The 17,601-nt window shown below is 61.1% G+C and carries 17 protein-coding genes; 11 read left to right on the forward strand and 6 right to left on the reverse strand.

Going from position 1 to position 17,601, the window contains the following annotated elements; genetic code table 11:
- The first annotated feature begins 86 nt into the window (after nt 1-86).
- The 9 genes from bioF to FXO12_RS21265 all read left to right on the forward strand — a co-directional run bounded on the left by bioF (nt 87) and on the right by FXO12_RS21265 (nt 11,365).
- Entirely contained in the window at nt 87-1,268 is a 1,182-nt protein-coding gene (gene bioF / locus FXO12_RS21225; RefSeq protein WP_054920719.1) for an 8-amino-7-oxononanoate synthase, read from the forward strand.
- A complete protein-coding gene (locus FXO12_RS21230) occupies nt 1,261-1,992 on the forward strand; it encodes an alpha/beta fold hydrolase (RefSeq protein WP_054896778.1) in 732 nt (243 codons plus the stop codon). Before bioF ends, FXO12_RS21230 begins: the two co-directional genes overlap by 8 nt.
- Nucleotides 1,985-2,797 carry a malonyl-ACP O-methyltransferase BioC gene (gene bioC / locus FXO12_RS21235; protein WP_054920717.1) on the forward strand — a complete coding sequence of 271 codons (813 nt, stop codon included), beginning with the start codon at nt 1,985-1,987 and terminating at the stop codon, nt 2,795-2,797. The genes FXO12_RS21230 and bioC overlap by 8 nt, the downstream gene beginning before the upstream one ends.
- Entirely contained in the window at nt 2,794-3,474 is a 681-nt protein-coding gene (bioD, locus tag FXO12_RS21240) for a dethiobiotin synthase (protein ID WP_054920713.1), read from the forward strand. The genes bioC and bioD overlap by 4 nt, the downstream gene beginning before the upstream one ends.
- Before the next feature lie 106 nt (nt 3,475-3,580).
- Nucleotides 3,581-3,862 (forward strand): hypothetical protein, encoded by a 282-nt coding sequence (locus tag FXO12_RS21245; protein ID WP_057976561.1) that lies wholly within the window; start codon nt 3,581-3,583, stop codon nt 3,860-3,862.
- Nucleotides 3,863-4,177: 315 nt separating this feature from the next.
- On the forward strand, nt 4,178-5,983 hold the full coding sequence (locus tag FXO12_RS21250; protein ID WP_057976565.1) for a phenylacyl-CoA dehydrogenase: 1,806 nt from the start codon (nt 4,178-4,180) through the stop codon (nt 5,981-5,983).
- A gap of 220 nt (nt 5,984-6,203) precedes the next feature.
- A complete protein-coding gene (locus FXO12_RS21255; RefSeq protein WP_054896781.1) occupies nt 6,204-7,493 on the forward strand; it encodes a diguanylate cyclase in 1,290 nt (429 codons plus the stop codon).
- A gap of 90 nt (nt 7,494-7,583) precedes the next feature.
- On the forward strand, nt 7,584-9,353 hold the full coding sequence (locus FXO12_RS21260; protein WP_057976568.1) for an acyl-CoA dehydrogenase C-terminal domain-containing protein: 1,770 nt from the start codon (nt 7,584-7,586) through the stop codon (nt 9,351-9,353).
- Nucleotides 9,354-9,586: 233 nt separating this feature from the next.
- A complete protein-coding gene (locus FXO12_RS21265) occupies nt 9,587-11,365 on the forward strand; it encodes an acyl-CoA dehydrogenase C-terminal domain-containing protein (protein WP_057976569.1) in 1,779 nt (592 codons plus the stop codon).
- Nucleotides 11,366-11,591: 226 nt separating this feature from the next.
- Here the strand turns inward: FXO12_RS21265 and FXO12_RS21270 are convergent, their stop codons facing one another.
- Nucleotides 11,592-12,491, reverse strand: a complete 900-nt coding sequence (locus tag FXO12_RS21270; RefSeq protein ID WP_034128841.1) for a LysR family transcriptional regulator — start codon at nt 12,489-12,491, stop codon at nt 11,592-11,594.
- Between the two features lie 209 nt (nt 12,492-12,700).
- Between FXO12_RS21270 and FXO12_RS21275 the strand changes: the two genes are divergently transcribed.
- Complete coding sequence (locus FXO12_RS21275) at nt 12,701-13,963, forward strand: aspartate aminotransferase family protein (RefSeq protein WP_057976571.1); 1,263 nt, start codon at nt 12,701-12,703, stop codon at nt 13,961-13,963.
- A 215-nt stretch (nt 13,964-14,178) separates the two neighbouring features.
- Complete coding sequence (locus FXO12_RS21280; protein WP_003194776.1) at nt 14,179-14,337, forward strand: YqaE/Pmp3 family membrane protein; 159 nt, start codon at nt 14,179-14,181, stop codon at nt 14,335-14,337.
- Nucleotides 14,338-14,342: 5 nt separating this feature from the next.
- On the opposite strand, the gene pqqE is transcribed toward FXO12_RS21280, so the two are convergent.
- The 5 genes from pqqE to pqqA form a co-directional block, all read right to left on the reverse strand.
- Nucleotides 14,343-15,473, reverse strand: a complete 1,131-nt coding sequence (gene pqqE / locus FXO12_RS21285; RefSeq protein WP_052200001.1) for a pyrroloquinoline quinone biosynthesis protein PqqE — start codon at nt 15,471-15,473, stop codon at nt 14,343-14,345.
- Nucleotides 15,466-15,741, reverse strand: a complete 276-nt coding sequence (pqqD, locus tag FXO12_RS21290) for a pyrroloquinoline quinone biosynthesis peptide chaperone PqqD (RefSeq protein ID WP_034128838.1) — start codon at nt 15,739-15,741, stop codon at nt 15,466-15,468. Before pqqD ends, pqqE begins: the two co-directional genes overlap by 8 nt.
- Nucleotides 15,738-16,490: a pyrroloquinoline-quinone synthase PqqC gene (gene pqqC, locus FXO12_RS21295; protein ID WP_003194770.1), complete on the reverse strand. Its 753-nt coding sequence runs from the start codon at nt 16,488-16,490 to the stop codon at nt 15,738-15,740. The genes pqqD and pqqC overlap by 4 nt, the downstream gene beginning before the upstream one ends.
- 11 nt (nt 16,491-16,501) lie before the next feature.
- The gene (gene pqqB / locus FXO12_RS21300) at nt 16,502-17,413 is read right to left on the reverse strand and encodes a pyrroloquinoline quinone biosynthesis protein PqqB (protein WP_057976573.1); all 912 of its coding nucleotides are present in this window, start codon (nt 17,411-17,413) and stop codon (nt 16,502-16,504) included.
- A gap of 71 nt (nt 17,414-17,484) precedes the next feature.
- Nucleotides 17,485-17,559 (reverse strand): pyrroloquinoline quinone precursor peptide PqqA, encoded by a 75-nt coding sequence (gene pqqA, locus FXO12_RS21305; RefSeq protein WP_003194766.1) that lies wholly within the window; start codon nt 17,557-17,559, stop codon nt 17,485-17,487.
- Nucleotides 17,560-17,601 lie beyond the last annotated feature (42 nt).

A 17,601-nucleotide genomic window follows, 5' to 3' on the forward strand; every position in this document is an offset into this window, starting at 1 on the left:
CAGTATTGAAGTGTCAGAAGGACCGCTATCGCAGGCAAGCCAGCTCCCCCATCGGATTGAGTTGAACCTGTTAAATCGAGGCCAGCATGTCTTTCGATCTCGCCGCGCGCCTCGCTGCCCGCCGTGCCGACCATCTTTACCGCCAGCGCCCCTTGCTGCAGAGCCCCCAAGGCCCGCACGTGGTGGTGGACGGGCAACCGTTGTTGGCCTTCTGCAATAACGATTACCTCGGCCTGGCCAATCACCCGCAAGTGATCGAAGCCTGGCGCGCCGGTGCGTCCCGCTGGGGCGTGGGCGGTGGCGCTTCGCACTTGGTGGTGGGCCACGCCACACCGCACCATGAGCTGGAAGAAGCCCTGGCTGATTTGACCGGTCGCCCGCGTGCCTTGCTGTTCACCACTGGCTACATGGCCAACCTCGGCGCGGTCACGGCGCTGGTGGGGCAGGGCGATACGGTACTGGAAGACCGGCTTAACCACGCGTCCTTGCTGGATGCCGGTTTGCTGTCCGGTGCGCGTTTCAACCGCTATCTGCATAACGACGCGGGCAGCCTGGCCAAGCGCCTGGAGAAAGCCACCGGCAATACCTTGGTGGTCACCGACGGTGTGTTCAGCATGGACGGCGACCTCGCCGACCTGCCCGCGCTGGCCCGTGAAATCAAGGCCAAAGGTGCCTGGCTAATGGTGGATGACGCCCATGGCTTCGGCCCGCTGGGCGCCAACGGCGGCGGCATCGTCGAGCATTTCGGCTTGAGCCAGGAGGACGTGCCCGTGCTGGTTGGCACCTTGGGCAAAGCGTTCGGCACCGCCGGGGCCTTCGTGGCCGGCAGTGAGGACTTGATCGAGAGCCTGATCCAATTCGCACGCCCGTATATCTACACCACCAGCCAACCACCGGCACTGGCCTGCGCCACCCTCAAAAGCCTGGAACTGCTGCGCAGCGAACATTGGCGACGCGAGCACCTCAACGCGTTGATCCGCCAGTTCCGTCGCGGCGCCGAGCAGATAGGCCTGGCGTTGATGGACAGCTTTACGCCGATCCAACCGATCCTGATTGGCGACAGCGCCCGGGCACTGCGCCTCTCGCAGATGCTGCGCGAGCGCGGCCTGATGGTGACTGCCATTCGCCCACCGACCGTGCCCGCCGGCAGTGCCCGTCTACGGGTGACATTGACGGCGGCCCACAGCGAAGCGCAGGTGCAGCTATTGTTAGACGAGTTGCAAGCGTGTTTTCGCTTGTTAGACGCCTCGGAGCCCGGCTATGCGTAATCGACTGATCCTGCTACCGGGCTGGGGCCTGGGTGTGTCACCGCTGGAACCGTTGGCCGCTGCGTTGCACGGCCTGAACGAGCACTTGCAGGTACAGATCGAACCCTTGCCGGCGCTGCAGGCCAGCGAACTCGGTGAATGGCTCGATGAGCTCGATGCGACGCTGCCGGACAATGCCTGGCTCGGGGGCTGGTCGCTGGGCGGCATGCTCGCGTCCGAGTTGGCGGCACGCCGTGGCGAGCGGTGCTGTGGCTTGCTGACTCTGGCGAGCAACCCGTGTTTCGTCGCCCATGACGGCTGGCCCCATGGGATGCCTACGGAAACCTTCGACGCATTTCTGGCCGGCTGCCATGCCGATTCCCAGGTCACGCTCAAGCGCTTTGGGCTGTTGTGCGCCAAGGGTGCCGAAGACCCGCGCGGCTTGTCGCGGTTGTTGGTCAGCGGTGCGCCGAATACCTCCCCCAGCGTCTTGATGCCCGGCCTGGAGTTGCTGGCCCAACTGGACACGCGGGCGGCCTTGCAGGCGTTTCGTGGGCCGCAGTTGCACCTGTTTGCCGGCCTGGATGGGCTGGTGCCTGCCGAAGCCGCCAGTGACCTGCTGGCCTTGCTCCCCGATGTAGAAATCGGCCTGATTGAACAGGCCGGTCACGCGTTTCTTCTGGAAGACCCTCACGGAGTTGCCGGGGCCATCCAGGCTTTTTTGCATGAGTGTGTCGATGACTGACCTATCCCATCCGCCCTTGCCAGGGGGCTTGCCGGACAAGCGCCAGGTCGCGGCCTCGTTCTCCCGTGCGGCGGCCAGTTACGACAGCGTGGCCGAGTTGCAGCGTGTGGTCGGCCATGAACTGCTCAGCCGTTTGCCTCACGGCCTGGCGCCACAGCGTTGGCTGGACATGGGCTGCGGCACGGGCTACTTCAGCCGCGTACTGGGCGAGCGTTTGCCCGGCAGCCAAGGTGTGGCATTGGATATTGCCGAGGGCATGCTCAACCACGCGCGTCCACTGGGTGGCGCTGCGCACTTTATAGCCGGCGATGCAGAACGCTTGCCGCTTGCAGCTGACAGCTTCGAGCTGTTCTTCTCCAGCCTCGCGGTACAGTGGTGTGCCCATTTTGATGCGGTGCTCAGCGAAGCCCGGCGCGTGCTGCGACCAGGTGGTGTGCTGGCCTTTGCCAGCCTGTGCGTAGGCACCCTGGATGAGTTGCGCGAGAGTTGGCGGGCGGCGGATGGCCTGGTCCACGTCAATAGCTTCCGCACCTTCGAGGCTTATCAGCAACGGTGTGCGGCCAGTGGTTTGCGCGTGATCAGCCTGGAGCGAAAGCCCCACGTATTGCATTACCCGGATGTGCGCAGCCTGACCCATGAACTCAAGGCACTGGGCGCCCATAACCTCAACCCAGGCCGCCCGGGAGGATTGACGGGCCGTGCGCGGATTGTCGCGCTGGTAGAGGCCTACGAGCAGTTCCGCCAGGCCCAGGGCCTGCCCGCCACGTACCAGGTGGTGTATGCCGTACTGGAGAAACCGTTATGAGCGCCGCTTACTTCATCACCGGTACAGACACCGATGTTGGCAAGACCACCATCGCCGCCGGCCTGTTGCATGCGGCCAGGCTTTCCGGCAAAAGCACGGCCGCCGGAAAGCCGGTGGCGTCGGGCTGCCAACTGACGGCCGAGGGCCTGCGCAATGCCGATGCGTTGGCGTTGCTGGCCGAGTGTTCCATACCGCTCAGTTATACCGAGGTCAACCCGGTGGCCTTCGAGCCAGCTATCGCGCCGCATCTGGCAGCGCGCGAGGCGGGCGTCGGGCTCACGGTGCAATCGCTGCTCAAGCCGATGCAGCAGATCCTGGCACGGGGCGCGGACTTCACCTTGATCGAAGGGGCAGGCGGTTGGCGCGTGCCCTTGGCCGACCAGGCCAACCTGTCGGACCTGGCCATGGCGCTCAAACTGCCGGTGATCCTGGTGGTAGGCGTGCGCCTTGGGTGCATCAGCCACGCGTTGCTCACCGCCGAAGCCATCGCACGGGATGGCTTGCCGCTGGCGGGCTGGGTGGCAAATATCATCGACCCCAAGACCTCTCGTCTGGAAGAAAACCTCGCCACCCTGGCTGAGCGCCTGCCCGCGCCTTGCCTGGGGCGAGTGCCGAAACTCAAGCACGCCGGGGCTGGCGCGGTGGCCGAGTACTTGGAACTGGACCTGCTTGACTGATTTTGGCTATCGCTAAGGCAATATGCCATTAGTGTTTTTGACGAGCCTTTTGCCAGGATGTCTGGTTCAATCGGGCTTCACGATTCTCTAAAGGCAGGCTTACGCCATGGAAATCTCTGGAAGCAGCGCGTTTTATTCGGGCCTGAGCAGCATTCAGACCGGGCAGAACCGTGTCGACCAGGCGGCCGGCAATATTGCCAGCGCCGCGACCACCCAGCCATCGGCCGCGCAAAGCGACCGTCTGCAAGCCAATGACCGCGCCCAAGCGTCCAATTCGGCGAGCAACATGGTGGAAATGGCCCAGGGCAAGTTTCAAATCGAGCTGGGGGCGAAAGTCGCCAAGGCTTCGGACGAAATGCTCGGTACGTTGATCGATACCTACGCCTGATCCCGTCCTACCCTGTAGGAGCGAGCTTGCTCGCGAAAAACGTCAACGATAACGCGTACCGCCTGGACTAGCACGGTGTGCTGATGTCCTTCGCGAGCAAGCTCGCTCCTACAAAAAACTTCATCTTTCCTAAAATTCTGTGTGGCATCCCGCCGCAGGCCTCGCCGTGCCTGGCTGACCCGCGTCAAGACAAACGGCATCTGGCCGACGCTTGACAACCCTGGGTCGTAAACGTATGTTTCAAACACCTGTTTGACCGCCATAACAAATCCACGCGGTTGTTCATCCCAGTTACATCAGCAGAGGTTTATCGCTATGCCTGACTACAAGGCCCCCTTGCGTGATATTCGCTTCGTTCGTGACGAACTGCTCGGTTATGAAGCGCACTATCAGAGCCTGCCGGCTTGCCAGGACGCTACCCCGGACATGGTCGACGCCATCCTCGAAGAAGGCGCCAAGTTCTGTGAGCAAGTACTGGCACCGTTGAACCGCGTGGGCGACATCGAAGGGTGTACCTGGAGTGAGTCAGGCGTTAAGACCCCAGCGGGCTTCAAAGAAGCCTACAAACAATTCGTCGAAGGCGGCTGGCCAAGCCTGGCCCACGACGTGGAGCACGGTGGCCAAGGCCTGCCGGAATCCCTGGGCCTGGCCGTGAGCGAAATGGTCGGCGAAGCCAACTGGTCATGGGGCATGTACCCAGGCCTGTCCCATGGCGCGATGAACACTATTTCCGAACACGGCACCCCCGAGCAGCAAGAGGCTTACCTGACCAAGCTGGTGTCGGGCGAATGGACCGGCACCATGTGCCTGACCGAGCCACACTGCGGCACCGACCTGGGCATGCTGCGCACCAAGGCCGAGCCTCAGGCTGACGGCTCCTACAAAGTCTCCGGTACCAAGATCTTCATCTCGGCCGGCGAGCACGACATGGCCGACAACATCGTCCACATCGTACTGGCCCGCCTGCCGGAGGCACCGGCCGGCACCAAAGGCATCTCGCTGTTTATCGTGCCCAAGTTCCTGCCCAACGCCGATGGCTCTGTGGGCGAGCGCAACGCGGTCACCTGTGGTTCCCTGGAACACAAAATGGGTATCCACGGCAACGCCACCTGCGTGATGAACTTTGACGCGGCCACCGGTTTCCTGATCGGCCCGGCGAACAAAGGCCTGAACTGCATGTTCACCTTCATGAACACCGCTCGGCTGGGCACTGCGCTCCAAGGCCTGGCTCACGCCGAGATCGGTTTCCAGGGCGGCTTGAAATATGCGCGTGATCGCCTGCAAATGCGCTCCCTGACCGGCCCGAAAGCGCCGGACAAAGCCGCTGACCCGATCATCGTGCACCCTGATGTACGCCGCATGTTGCTGACCATGAAAGCCTTCGCCGAAGGTAACCGTGCGATGGTGTACTTCACCGCCAAGCAAGTGGACATCGTCAAGTACGGCACCGACGACGAAGCCAAGAAACAGGCAGATGCCCTGCTGGCCTTCATGACCCCGATCGCCAAGGCATTCATGACCGAAGTCGGTTTTGAATCGGCCAACCACGGCGTGCAGATCTACGGTGGCCACGGCTTTATCGCTGAGTGGGGCATGGAGCAGAACGTTCGCGACAGCCGCATTTCTATGCTGTACGAAGGCACCACCGGCATCCAGGCGCTGGACCTGCTCGGCCGTAAAGTGCTGATGACCCAAGGCGAAGCGCTCAAGGGCTTCACCAAGATCGTGCACAAGTTCTGCCAGGCCAACGAAGGTAACGACGCGGTTAAAGAGTTCGTTGCACCGCTGGCGGCACTGAACAAAGAGTGGGGCGAGTTGACCATGAAGGTCGGCATGGCCGCGATGAAAGACCGTGAAGAAGTCGGTGCTGCCTCGGTGGACTACCTGATGTACTCAGGCTACGCCTGCCTGGCTTACTTCTGGGCCGACATGGCACGCCTGGCCGCCGAGAAACTGGCCGCCGGCACCAGCGAAGAGGCGTTCTACACCGCCAAGTTGCAGACTGCGCGCTTCTACTTCCAGCGCATCCTGCCGCGTACCCGCACCCACGTGGCAACCATGCTGTCGGGCGCCAACAACCTGATGGACATGAAAGAAGAAGATTTCGGCCTGGCTTACTAAGCCTTACCAGGTTCTTCTAGAAACCGCCGCCTCCCTCGGGATGCGGCGGTTTTTTTGCATTTGTGTGGGAGCGCGTCTAAAAAACCGCAGTCCTGCACTCAGGGATTATGATGAGCTGCCGTTACAGTGATGGCAATGTGATACATGCTCGGTCGGTTGTGCTTAACTGATCGCTTAGCGGCACAGTGCCATTATTCGTTAGCGGGTCGGAGTTTTACCCTTGTCACGCGTGTCCGCTGTACGTTTCAGCCATTTTCTCCCTTCGCTGCTGCTGTTGCTGGCCGGGCTCTCGGCTGCGTACGTCAAGGACCTCAGCGTCTTCTTCACCTCGCTGTTCAACGTGCTGCCCACCCTGGTGCTGTTGCTCGGCGGCGCCTACTGCGCGGTGTATCGACGCCAGCGTGAACTGTTCTTGATGGTCACGGTTTACGTCACCTATTTCCTGCTGGATACCCAGACCGACTTCTACCGCGACAATGGCCGCGTGCGTGAAGACGCTGCGGTGGTGTTCCACCTGTGCTGCCTGCTGTTGCCCTTGCTGTTCAGCATTTATGCGCTGTGGCAGGAAAAGACCCATCTGTTCCGCGACTTCGTCGCCCGCTGTGCGGTGCTGCTGGCGGTGGGCAGTGTGGCGCTGGCCCTGGAGCAAAGTTTTCCCCAGGCCTTGCTGGGCTGGTTGGCGGAGATCCGTTGGCCGATGCTGCATGGCGCCTGGATGAGCCTGATCCAACTTTCCTATCCGATGTTCCTGATCGGCTTTCTCACCCTGGCCGCCCAATACTGGTACCAGCCGCGCCCGCTGCACGCGGCACAACTGGTGGGGTTGCTGGGCATGTTCTGGATGTTGCCGCAAACCTTCATCCTGCCGTTCACCCTCAACATCATGTGCAGCCAGGTGATGCTGATGATCGCTGCGGGGGTGGCGCACGAGGCGTATCAAATGGCGTTTCGTGATGAGCTCACCGGCTTGCCGGGGCGACGTGCCCTCAACGAGCGCATGCAGCGGCTAGGTCGCAACTATGTGCTGGCGATGAGCGACGTCGATCACTTCAAACGTTTCAATGACACCCACGGCCACGATGTGGGCGACCAGGTGCTGCGCCTGGTGGCGAGCAAGCTGTCCAAGGTCAATGGCGGCGGGCGGGCCTATCGTTACGGCGGTGAAGAGTTTGCCGTGGTGTTTGCCGGCAAGACCCTGGATGAGTGCATGCCGCACCTGGAGGAGATCCGCGAGATCATCGCCAGCTACGACATCAAGTTGCGCAACCCGGACCGCCCCCAGGACGATCATCAAGGCCGCCAGCGCCGTGCCGGCAGCGGCGCGTCCAGCGTGTCGGTGACGGTAAGCATCGGTGTGGCCGAGCGCCAGGCCGAACAACGCAGCCCCGACGAGGTGCTCAAATCCGCCGACCAGGCGCTTTACACCGCCAAGGGTGCGGGGCGTAATTGTGTGGTCGCCGCCGGGCAAACCCGCCGTGGCGCGGTGCGCATGGAGAGCGCTGCCGGTTGAGTAATGGCGCTGTATTCAGCAGCGCTACAGTGATTGTCCACGGCCAGGGCCGGCAGTAGGTTAACCCTATCTGCTGCCGGAGACATTGCCATGCCTGAGTACAAAGCTCCCTTGCGCGACATGCGCTTTCTGATCGACACCGTATTCGATTTCCACGGCCACTACGCGGCCCTGGGCGCCACGGATGCCAGCCCGGACATGGTCAGTGCGATCCTCGAAGAAGGCGCCAGGTTCTGCGAAAACGTACTCGCGCCGCTCAATCGCAGCGGCGATGAAGAGGGCTGCCATTTCGATAATGGCGTGGTGACCACTCCCAAAGGCTTCAAGCAAGCCTTTGCCCAGTATGTGGAAGGCGGCTGGCACGGCGTGGCGGCAGACCCGGCCTACGGTGGCCAGGGCCTGCCCCATTCCCTCGGCCTGGTGTTGAGCGAGATGATCGGCTCCAGCAACACCTCCTGGGGCATGTACCCGGGCCTGACCCACGGTGCGATGTCGGCCATCCACGCCCACGGCACCGACGAACAGAAAGCCACCTACCTGAGCAAGCTCACCGCTGGCGAATGGACCGGCACCATGTGCCTGACCGAAGCCCACTGCGGCACCGACCTGGGCTTGATCAAGACCCGCGCCGTGCCGCAGGCGGACGGCAGTTACGCGGTCACCGGCAGCAAGATCTTCATCTCGGCCGGCGAGCACGACATGAGCGCCAATATCATCCACCTGGTGCTGGCCAAGCTGCCGGACGCGCCGGCGGGTACCAAGGGCATCTCGTTGTTTATCGTGCCCAAGTTCCATGCCGACTCCGGCGAGCGCAATGCGGTGCACTGCGGCTCCATCGAACACAAGATGGGCATCAAGGCCTCTGCCACCTGCGTGTTGAACTTCGATGGCGCCAAAGGCTATTTGATTGGCGAGGCGAACAAGGGCCTCAACTGCATGTTCACCATGATGAACCACGCCCGCCTGGGCACGGGAATGCAGGGCCTGTGCAACGGCGAAGCGAGCTTCCAGGGCGCGATCAAGTACGCCAATGACCGCTTGCAGATGCGCTCGCTGACCGGTGCCAAGGCGCCGGAGAAAGCCGCTGACCCGATCATCGTGCACGCCGATGTACGCCGCATGCTGCTGACCATGAAGGCTTTCAACGAGGGCAACCGCGCGTTGACCTATTTCACCGCGCAACTGCTCGATACCGCGCACCTTGGCAGCGACGCTGGCCAACGCCAGGAAGCCGAGGACCTGTTGGCCTTCCTCACGCCGATCTGTAAAGCCTTCATGACCGAAACCGGCCTGGAGGTGACCAACCACGGCATGCAGGTATTCGGTGGTCATGGCTATATTCGCGAGTGGGGCATGGAGCAACTGGCCCGTGACGCACGGATTGCGCCGATCTATGAAGGCACCAACGGCATCCAGGCCCTGGACCTGCTCGGGCGCAAGGTGCTGGGCAGCCAGGGCAAGTTGCTGCGTGGGTTTACCAAAATTGTGCATAAGTTCTGCGCGGCCAATGCCGAGCATGCGCAACTCAAGGCCCATGTGGCGCAACTCAATGAACTGAACCAGCAATGGGGCGAACTGACCTTGAAGGTCGGCACGGCGGCGATGAAAAACCCTGATGAAGTGGGCGCGGCGGCCATGGATTACCTGATGTACAGCGGTTACATCATCCTCGCCTACCTGTGGTTGCGCATGGCGATCGCGGCGCACGGCCAGGACGACCAAGAGTTTGCCCAGGCGAAGCTTGCGACCTGCGACTTTTATTTCAAGCGCTTGTTGCCGCGTACGGCCATGCACCGTGCTGCGGTAGAGGCAGGGAGCGAATGCCTGATGAGTCTCCCAGCTGACGCTTTCTCCCTGTAGGAGCGAGCTTGCTCGCGAAGAACGTCAACGATAACGCGTGCTTGCTGAATGAACGCGGCGCCTGTGAGTTTTTCGCGAGCAAGCTCGCTCCTACAGGAAAGCTTCCTTGTGTGACTTGTAAATACTTAATGGTCACGAACGGACCCTATGTGTCTGAAAAGTTGTTCGGGTACACTCGACGTCTGTAAAACCGATCCTATCGAATTACTTTTCACGTTCTCACGAGGTTTGCCATGGCTGATTACAAAGCGCCGTTGCGTGATATGCGCTTCGTCCTCAACGAAGTGTTTGAGGTCGCTAATACTTGGGCCCAGTTACCGGCATTGGCAGACAGCGTTGACGCCGAAACCGTCGAAGCGATCCTGGAAGAGGCCGGCAAGGTCACCGCCAAATCCATTGCCCCGCTCAGCCGCGGCGGCGATGAGCAAGGCTGCCACTGGGCGGACGGCGCCGTGACGACTCCCGACGGTTTTCCCCAGGCCTACAGCACCTACGCCGAAGGCGGCTGGGTAGGCGTGGGCGGCGACCCGACCTACGGCGGCATGGGCATGCCCAAGGCGGTGTCGGCGCAGGTTGAAGAGATGATCAACTCGTCGAGCCTGGCTTTCGGCCTGTACCCGATGTTGACCTCCGGTGCCTGTGTATCGATCAACACCCACGCCAGTGAAGAACTCAAGGCCACCTACCTGCCGAAGATGTATTCCGGTGAGTGGGCCGGTTCCATGTGCCTGACGGAAGCCCATGCCGGTACCGACCTGGGGATGATCCGCACCAAGGCCGAGCCTCAGGCGGACGGCTCCTACAAGGTCAGCGGCACCAAGATCTTCATTACCGGTGGCGAGCACGACCTCACCGAAAACATCATCCACCTGGTGCTGGCCAAACTGCCGGACGCACCGGCCGGGCCCAAGGGCATCTCGCTGTTCCTGGTGCCGAAGTTCCTGGTAAATGCCGATGGCAGCCTGGGCGCGCGTAACCCGGTGAACTGCGGCTCCATTGAACACAAGATGGGCATCCAGGCCTCCGCCACCTGTGTGATGAACTTCGACGAAGCCGTGGGTTACCTGGTCGGTGAGCCCAACCGTGGCTTGGCTGCGATGTTCACCATGATGAACTATGAGCGCCTGGGCGTCGGTATCCAGGGCTTGGCTTCTGGCGAGCGGTCCTATCAGAACGCGATTGAATATGCCCGTGACCGTCTGCAGAGCCGTTCCCCGCTAGGCGCACAGGCCAAGGACAAGCCGGCAGACCCGATCATCGTGCATCCGGATGTCCGTCGTATGTTGCTGACCATGAAGGCGGCGAACGAAGGCGGCCGGGCGTTTTCCACCTACGTGGCGACGCAGTTGGACATCGCCAAGTTCAGCGACGATGCGCAGGCGCGCGAGCGTGCCGATAACCTGGTGGCGTTGTTGACGCCAGTTGCCAAGGCGTTCCTCACCGACCTGGGCCTGGAAACCACCGTACTCGGCCAGCAGGTGTTTGGTGGTCACGGTTACATCCGCGAGTGGGGCCAGGAGCAATTGGTGCGTGACGTGCGCATCACCCAGATCTACGAAGGTACCAACGGCATTCAGGCCCTGGATCTGATGGGGCGCAAGATCGTCGGCAGCGGCGGTGCGTTCTATACCTTGTTCGCCGATGAGATCCGCCAGTTCATCGCCGCATCGGGCCCTGAGTTGGCCGAGTTCACCAAGCCGCTGGGTGTGGCAGTAGGTAACCTGGATGAGCTGACGGCCTGGGTGCTGGACCGCGCCAAGAGCAATCCTAATGAAATCGGCGCAGCCTCGGTGGAATACCTGCATGCGTTCGGCTACATGGCCTATGCCTATATGTGGGCGCGCATGGCCAAGGCGGCGTTAGGCAAGGAGGGCGAAGAGGATTTCTACGCCAGCAAACTGGGGACTGCGCGTTTCTACTTTGCCCGCCTGTTGCCGCGTATCCACTCGTTGAGTGCATCGGTAAAAGCCGGTAGCGAATCACTTTTCCTGATGGATGAAGCCCTGTTTTAAGGGGGAAGAGGGCGTGTAAGCATTCTCTTACATGACGTGCTGCTAATCGTCCTCTATCGCCACATTGGATCCACGGCTAATCTACTTCACATGGACGTCGCGCAGGAAGCGCAAAGCAACAACACGGACACGTAGGATTCTGCCAGGACGGCGGAGTGAAATGGATGTCAGGGAAACAGTCTGCAAAGCCCCGCTTCGGCGGGGTTTTCTTTTGCCCGCGAAAAAGTCAGGCAGTTGCCGGCGGGGCATTCATCACGTCTTCCAGCAGGGTGCGCAGCAACGCCACCGTCGCCTGCTGGCGTTGCACATCGCGGCATACCAACCCTACTTTCAGCGGTACCCTGGGCTCACTCAAGGGTTTCCACAGCAGTGCCTTGCTGTTGTGTTCGTCCTGGGAGCGCCCAGGCAGCACGGTCGCCAAGCGGGTGTGAGGCAGGCTGTCGAGAATGCCCACCATGGTATTGAGCTCCGCCTGCACTTGCGGGCGCCGCCCGAGGTTGGACAGTTGGCCTTGCCAGATCTGCCGAACCTGAAACTCTTCCCCCAGCAGCAACATCGGTAATTCGGCGGCTTGTTTGAGCGAGACTTTCTTGAACTCGCGCAACGGATGATCTTCGGGTATCACCACCTTCAGCTCGTCTTCATACAGCAACACGCCGTGCAGGCCCGGTTGACGGGGTGGCAGGTAGCTGATGCCAATATCGAGTGAGCCATTGAGCAACCGCCGCTCAATCTCAAGCCCGGTCAGCTCGTAAATCTGCACCACCAGATGGGGCTGGGCCTTGCGCACGCGCTCAAGCATCTGCGGTACCAGGCTGGTGTGCACGGTTTGCAGCACGCCGATGGCCAGGCTGCGCATGGCCTGGCCCTTGAAATTGCGCAGTGCCTCGACGGCTTGCTGCATACCATCAATGAGCGGTAATGCGTGGTTGTATAAGGTGTGGGCCGCCAAGGTCGGCAACAGACGCTTGCTGCTGCGTTCGAACAGGCTGACGTCGAGGTTCTGTTCCAGTTGGCGAACCTGTTGCGACAGCGCTGGCTGGGAGATCGACAGACGCTCCGCGGCGCGGCCTACGTGGCCTTCCTCATACACCGCGACGAAATAACGCAGTTGCTTGAAATCCATAAGGTTTGCTTATCGAAAAAGCTGGAAAATCGAAATGGCCGCTGGCCCCCGAGGCGCCTAGTCTAGCGCCTATTCGCAGGGCTTACAGGGCCGGATCGGACAATGAACAGCGTTTTTGTTGATAGCGTTTACATAGGCAAGGCAAAAAATCTGAAGGCCTCATTGGCAGGTGGCATCGACCAAGGTCAGGTTGCCAGCGGGGGGGAAGTGTGAACTTGTTCCGTCGCTGCGCGCCGAGTCTGGATGACCTGGTTGTGCATGCCCCGCGTGCAGATGTTTCCAGCCAGTGCCTGATGCCCACTGTGGCGCGCCCGCCCCAGGTGTTTGTACAGGGGCAGGGTTCCTGGCTTTCGGACGCTGACGACCGCGCTTATCTGGATTTCAGTCAAGGCGGTGGGGCCAACAGCCTGGGTCACAGTCCCCAGGCCGTACGCGACGCCATTGCCCAACAGATGCACACCGTGATCAACCCTGGCCTGGGTTTGCACAACCGCGCGCAACTGGATCTTGTCGATCGTCTGTGCCACCACACCTGCAGCGACCAGGCCTATTTGCTCAACAGCGGTGCCGAAGCCTGTGAAGCGGCCATCAAGTTGGCACGCAAGTGGGGCCAACTGCATCGCGGTGGCGCTTACCACATCATCACCGTAAACAATGGCTGTCATGGGCGGAGCCTGGGGGCGATGTCGGCGTCGGCTGTGGCCTGCGAAAACCGATTCGAACCGCAGTTGCCAGGTTTCAGCCAAGTGCCGTTTAACGATCTGCCGGCCCTGCATGCAGCGGTCGATGCGCAGACCGTCGCCATCATGCTGGAGCCGATACAAAGCGGCGGCGGTGTCCTCCCTGCGACAGAACATTACCTCAAGGGCGTCGAACGCCTGTGTCGTGAGCTGGGGATCCTGCTGATCTTCGACGAAGTGCAAACCGGTATCGGCCGCTGCGGCAGCTTGCTCGCCGAACAGCAATACGGCGTGCGCGCCGACATCATTGCCCTGGGCAAAGGCCTGGGCGGCGGTGTGCCCCTGGCGGCGCTGCTGGCGCGTGGCACTGCCTGTTGCTTCGAACCGGGCGAGCTGGACGGTACACATCATGGCAATGCACTGATGGCATCTGCGGGTATCGCAGTACTCGACGCTCTATTGGAGAACGGCTTTCTCGAGCACCTACGTGAATCGGGCTTGTACCTGGCAGAAGGCCTTGCCCGCCTCGCCTATCGCTACGGCCATGGGCCCTTGCGCGGCAACGGGCTGCTTTGGGGCCTGACACTGTCGGACGATTGCGCCGCTGCAGTGGTCAAGGCCGCGCTGCACGAAGGCTTGATTCTCACTGCCGCGCAACCTGACTGCCTGCGCTTTACCTCTGCGCTGAACATCAGCAAAACCCATATCGACGAAATGCTTCTTCGGCTTGCCCGCGCTTTTTCTCGGGTGCGTACCGCTCAAGTGCAATGCCGCAAGGGCATCGCCGTTTGACCCCAGTTTCCTGAACCGTCTCGCGGCATACGCGGCGCCTCCAGCCTGATTTTTTTGGCTGGGGGCGTTTTTTTGTCTGGGTAATTTCTGGCGTGAAAAGATGGTGGGAGATTCTGACCTGAGATGGCCCAATGCCAGAATCCACTGAACCCTCACGAACCGCCAAGGTCGATTAGCTACACGGCTCACACGAGCCGATTTTCTGGAGCTGACCCATGGACATCATTCGTATCATCATCGCCATTCTGCTGCCGCCATTGGGTGTGTTCCTGCAAGTAGGTTTCGGCGGTGCATTCTGGCTGAATATCCTGCTGACCCTGTGCGGTTACTTCCCTGGCATCATCCACGCGGTGTACATCATCGCCAAGCGTTGAGGCCCTCAGCCTTTTGCAATGAGCCTTGAGTTGCGCTCATTGCGAAAGGCAAGTTGCTCGATGGTCTGGGTGGCATGTTCGGCCTCTTCCCGCGCTTGCAGGATGATGCCGTGCTGCTCGGACTTGCTGCATACAGGGTCGGCATTGCTGGCGTCACCAGTGAGCATGAAGGCCTGGCAACGGCAGCCGCCGAAGTCCTTTTCTTTTTCGTCGCATGAACGGCATGGCTCAGGCATCCAGTCGTAGCCACGAAAGCGATTGAAGCCAAACGAGTCGTACCAGATGTGCTGCATGCTGTGGTCGCGCACATTGGGAAACTGCACGGGCATCTGCCTCGCGCCGTGGCAGGGCAGGGCGGTGCCGTCGGGTGTGACTGTCAGGAAGATGCTGCCCCAGCCATTCATGCAGGCTTTGGGTCGCTCCTCGTAATAATCCGGTGTCACGAAGATCAGCTTGCAAGGGTGGCCTTCGGCTTCCAGCTTGGCACGGTATTCATTGGTGATGCGTTCGGCGCGCACCAACTGCTCGCGGGTGGGCAGCAAGCCCACGCGGTTGAGCTGTGCCCAGCCGTAGAACTGGCAGGTGGCGAGTTCGACGAAATCCGCTTCCAGCGCAATGCACAGCTCGATGATGCGGTCGATCTTGTCGATATTGTGGCGATGGGTGACGAAGTTCAGCACCATCGGGTAGCCGTGGGCTTTCACCGCTCGGGCCATTTCCAGTTTTTGCGCGAAGGCTTTTTTGGAGCCGGCCAGCAGGTTGTTCACCTGTTCGTCACTGGCCTGGAAGCTGATCTGGATATGGTCCAGGCCGGCTTTCTTGAAGTCGCTGATTTTTTGTTCGGTGAGGCCGATGCCAGAGGTGATCAGGTTGGTGTAGAAACCCAGCTTGCGAGCCTCGCCGATCAGCTCGGCCAAGTCCTGGCGCACCAGCGGCTCGCCGCCGGAAAAACCCAACTGCGCAGCACCCATTTCACGGGCTTCGCGAAATACCTTGATCCATTGTTCGGTGCTCAGCTCTTTGCCCTGCTCGGCGAAATCCAGCGGGTTGGAGCAATACGGGCACTGCAGCGGGCAGCGATAGGTCAGCTCGGCCAGCAGCCACAGAGGCAGGCCTATGGCTGGCTTTTCAGGCAAGGGTGATCCAGTGCTCAGCACGGGCGACCTCCATGAATTGCTCGATGTCGTCACTCAGCTCTGGCACACCGGGGAACTGCTTATCCAGCTCGGCAATGATTGCCGCAACGTCGCGCTCGCCGTCGATCAGGCCACCGATCAATGCGGCGCTATCGTTGAGCTTGATCATGCCTTCGGGGTAGAGCAACACGTGGCCTTTCTGTGCAGGCTCGTACTGGTAGCGATAGCCCTGGCGCCAGGTCGGTTTTTTGCTGCGATCAAAGCTCATAGGGTGATCCCTTTATGCCATACCCGCTGTTCGGTCACGCTGTGATACGGCGGGCGTTTGAGTTCATAGGCCATGCTCATGGCGTCCAGCATGCTCCAGAGGATGTCCAGTTTGAACTGGAGAATTTCCAGCATGCGCTCCTGCCCCTCGCGGGTGGTGTAGTGCTGCAGGGTGATCGCCAAGCCGTGTTCCACATCGCGACGGGCCTGGCCCAGTCGTGTGCGGAAGTACTCGTAACCGGCCGGGTCGATCCACGGGTAATGCTGGGGCCAACTGTCGAGGCGTGACTGGTGGATTTGTGGCGCGAACAGCTCGGTCAACGAGCTGCTGGCGGCTTCTTGCCAGCTGGCGCGGCGGGCGAAATTGACATAGGCGTCCACGGCGAAGCGTACGCCGGGCAGCACCAACTCCTGGGAGCGCAGTTGGTCGGGGTCCAGGCCCACGGCCTGGCCCAGGCGCAGCCAGGCTTCGATACCGCCGTCTTCACCGGGCGCGCCGTCATGGTCGAGCAGGCGCTGGATCCATTCGCGACGGATTTCACGGTCTGGGCAGTTGGCCAGGATCGCCGCGTCTTTCAGCGGGATATTCACCTGATAGTAGAAACGATTGGCGACCCAGCCCTGGATCTGCTCACGGCTGGCGCGGCCTTCGTACATCGCCACATGGTAAGGGTGATGGATATGGTAGAAGGCGCCCTTGGCGCGCAGGGCCGCTTCGAACTCAGCCTTGCTCAACGGTGTGTCGGTCATTTCGATCGCTCCTACAATTCAATACTCATGCCGTCGTAAGCCACTTCGACATTGCGCCGCACCAGCTCCGCTCGCTCAGGGGAGTCTTCATCGAGGATAGGGTTGGTGTTGTTGATGTGGATAAGCACTTTGCGCTGTTTGGGCAGTTGCTCCAGCACTTCAAGCATGCCGCCGGGGCCGTTCTGTGCCAGGTGGCCCATCTCACGCCCGGTGCGGGTGCCGACGCCACGGCGCTGCATTTCATCGTCGTCCCACATCGTGCCGTCAACCAGCAGACAGTCACTGCCGGCCATGATGTCCAGCAGCGGTGCGTCGACCTTGCCCAGGCCCGGGGCGTAGAACAATTTGCCGTTGGTGCGCAGGTCTTCGACGATCAGACCGATGTTGTCACCGGGGTGCGGGTCGAAGCGGTGCGGCGAATAGGGTGGTGCTGCGCTGCGCAGCGGCAGCGGGGTGAAGCGCAGGTTGGGGCAGGCCGGGATGGTGAAGCTGGCGTCCAGTTCGATGCGGTTCCAGGCCAGGCCACCGTTCCAGTGGGTCAGCATGGTGAACAACGGGAAACCGGTGCTCAGGTCTTCGTGGACCATGTCGGTGCACCACACCTGGTGCGGGCAGCCTTCGCGCAGGCTCAGCAGGCCGGTGGTGTGGTCGATCTGGCTGTCCATGAGGATGATTGCGCTGATGCCGGTATCGCGCAGGGCGCGGCCCGGTTGCATGGGCGCAAAACCCTGGAGTTGCGCGCGGATATCCGGCGAGGCATTGCAGAGCACCCAATTCACGCCATCGTCGGAGATCGCGATGGACGACTGGGTACGCGCCTGGGCCCGCAGGCTGCCATCGCGAAAACCTGCGCAGTTCACGCAGTTGCAGTTCCACTGCGGGAAGCCACCGCCGGCGGCGGAACCTAGAATCTGGACAAACATGATCGCTCCATCAAGCACAGCTCAAAACAAAAACGCCCCGGGCGAACCGAGGCGTTGTGTCACTCAGCCAATTAACGGCTGGCGAAGTACATGGTGACTTCGAAACCAATACGCAGATCAGTGTAAGCAGGTTTGGACCAGGTCATATTCTTACTCCTATCAAGGGATGGGACGTTCACTACCAAGTA

Origin of the sequence: Pseudomonas sp. J380, assembly GCF_009827115.1 — a bacterium.
In the GTDB taxonomy this organism is placed as follows: Bacteria; Pseudomonadota; Gammaproteobacteria; order Pseudomonadales; family Pseudomonadaceae; genus Aquipseudomonas; species Aquipseudomonas paracarnis.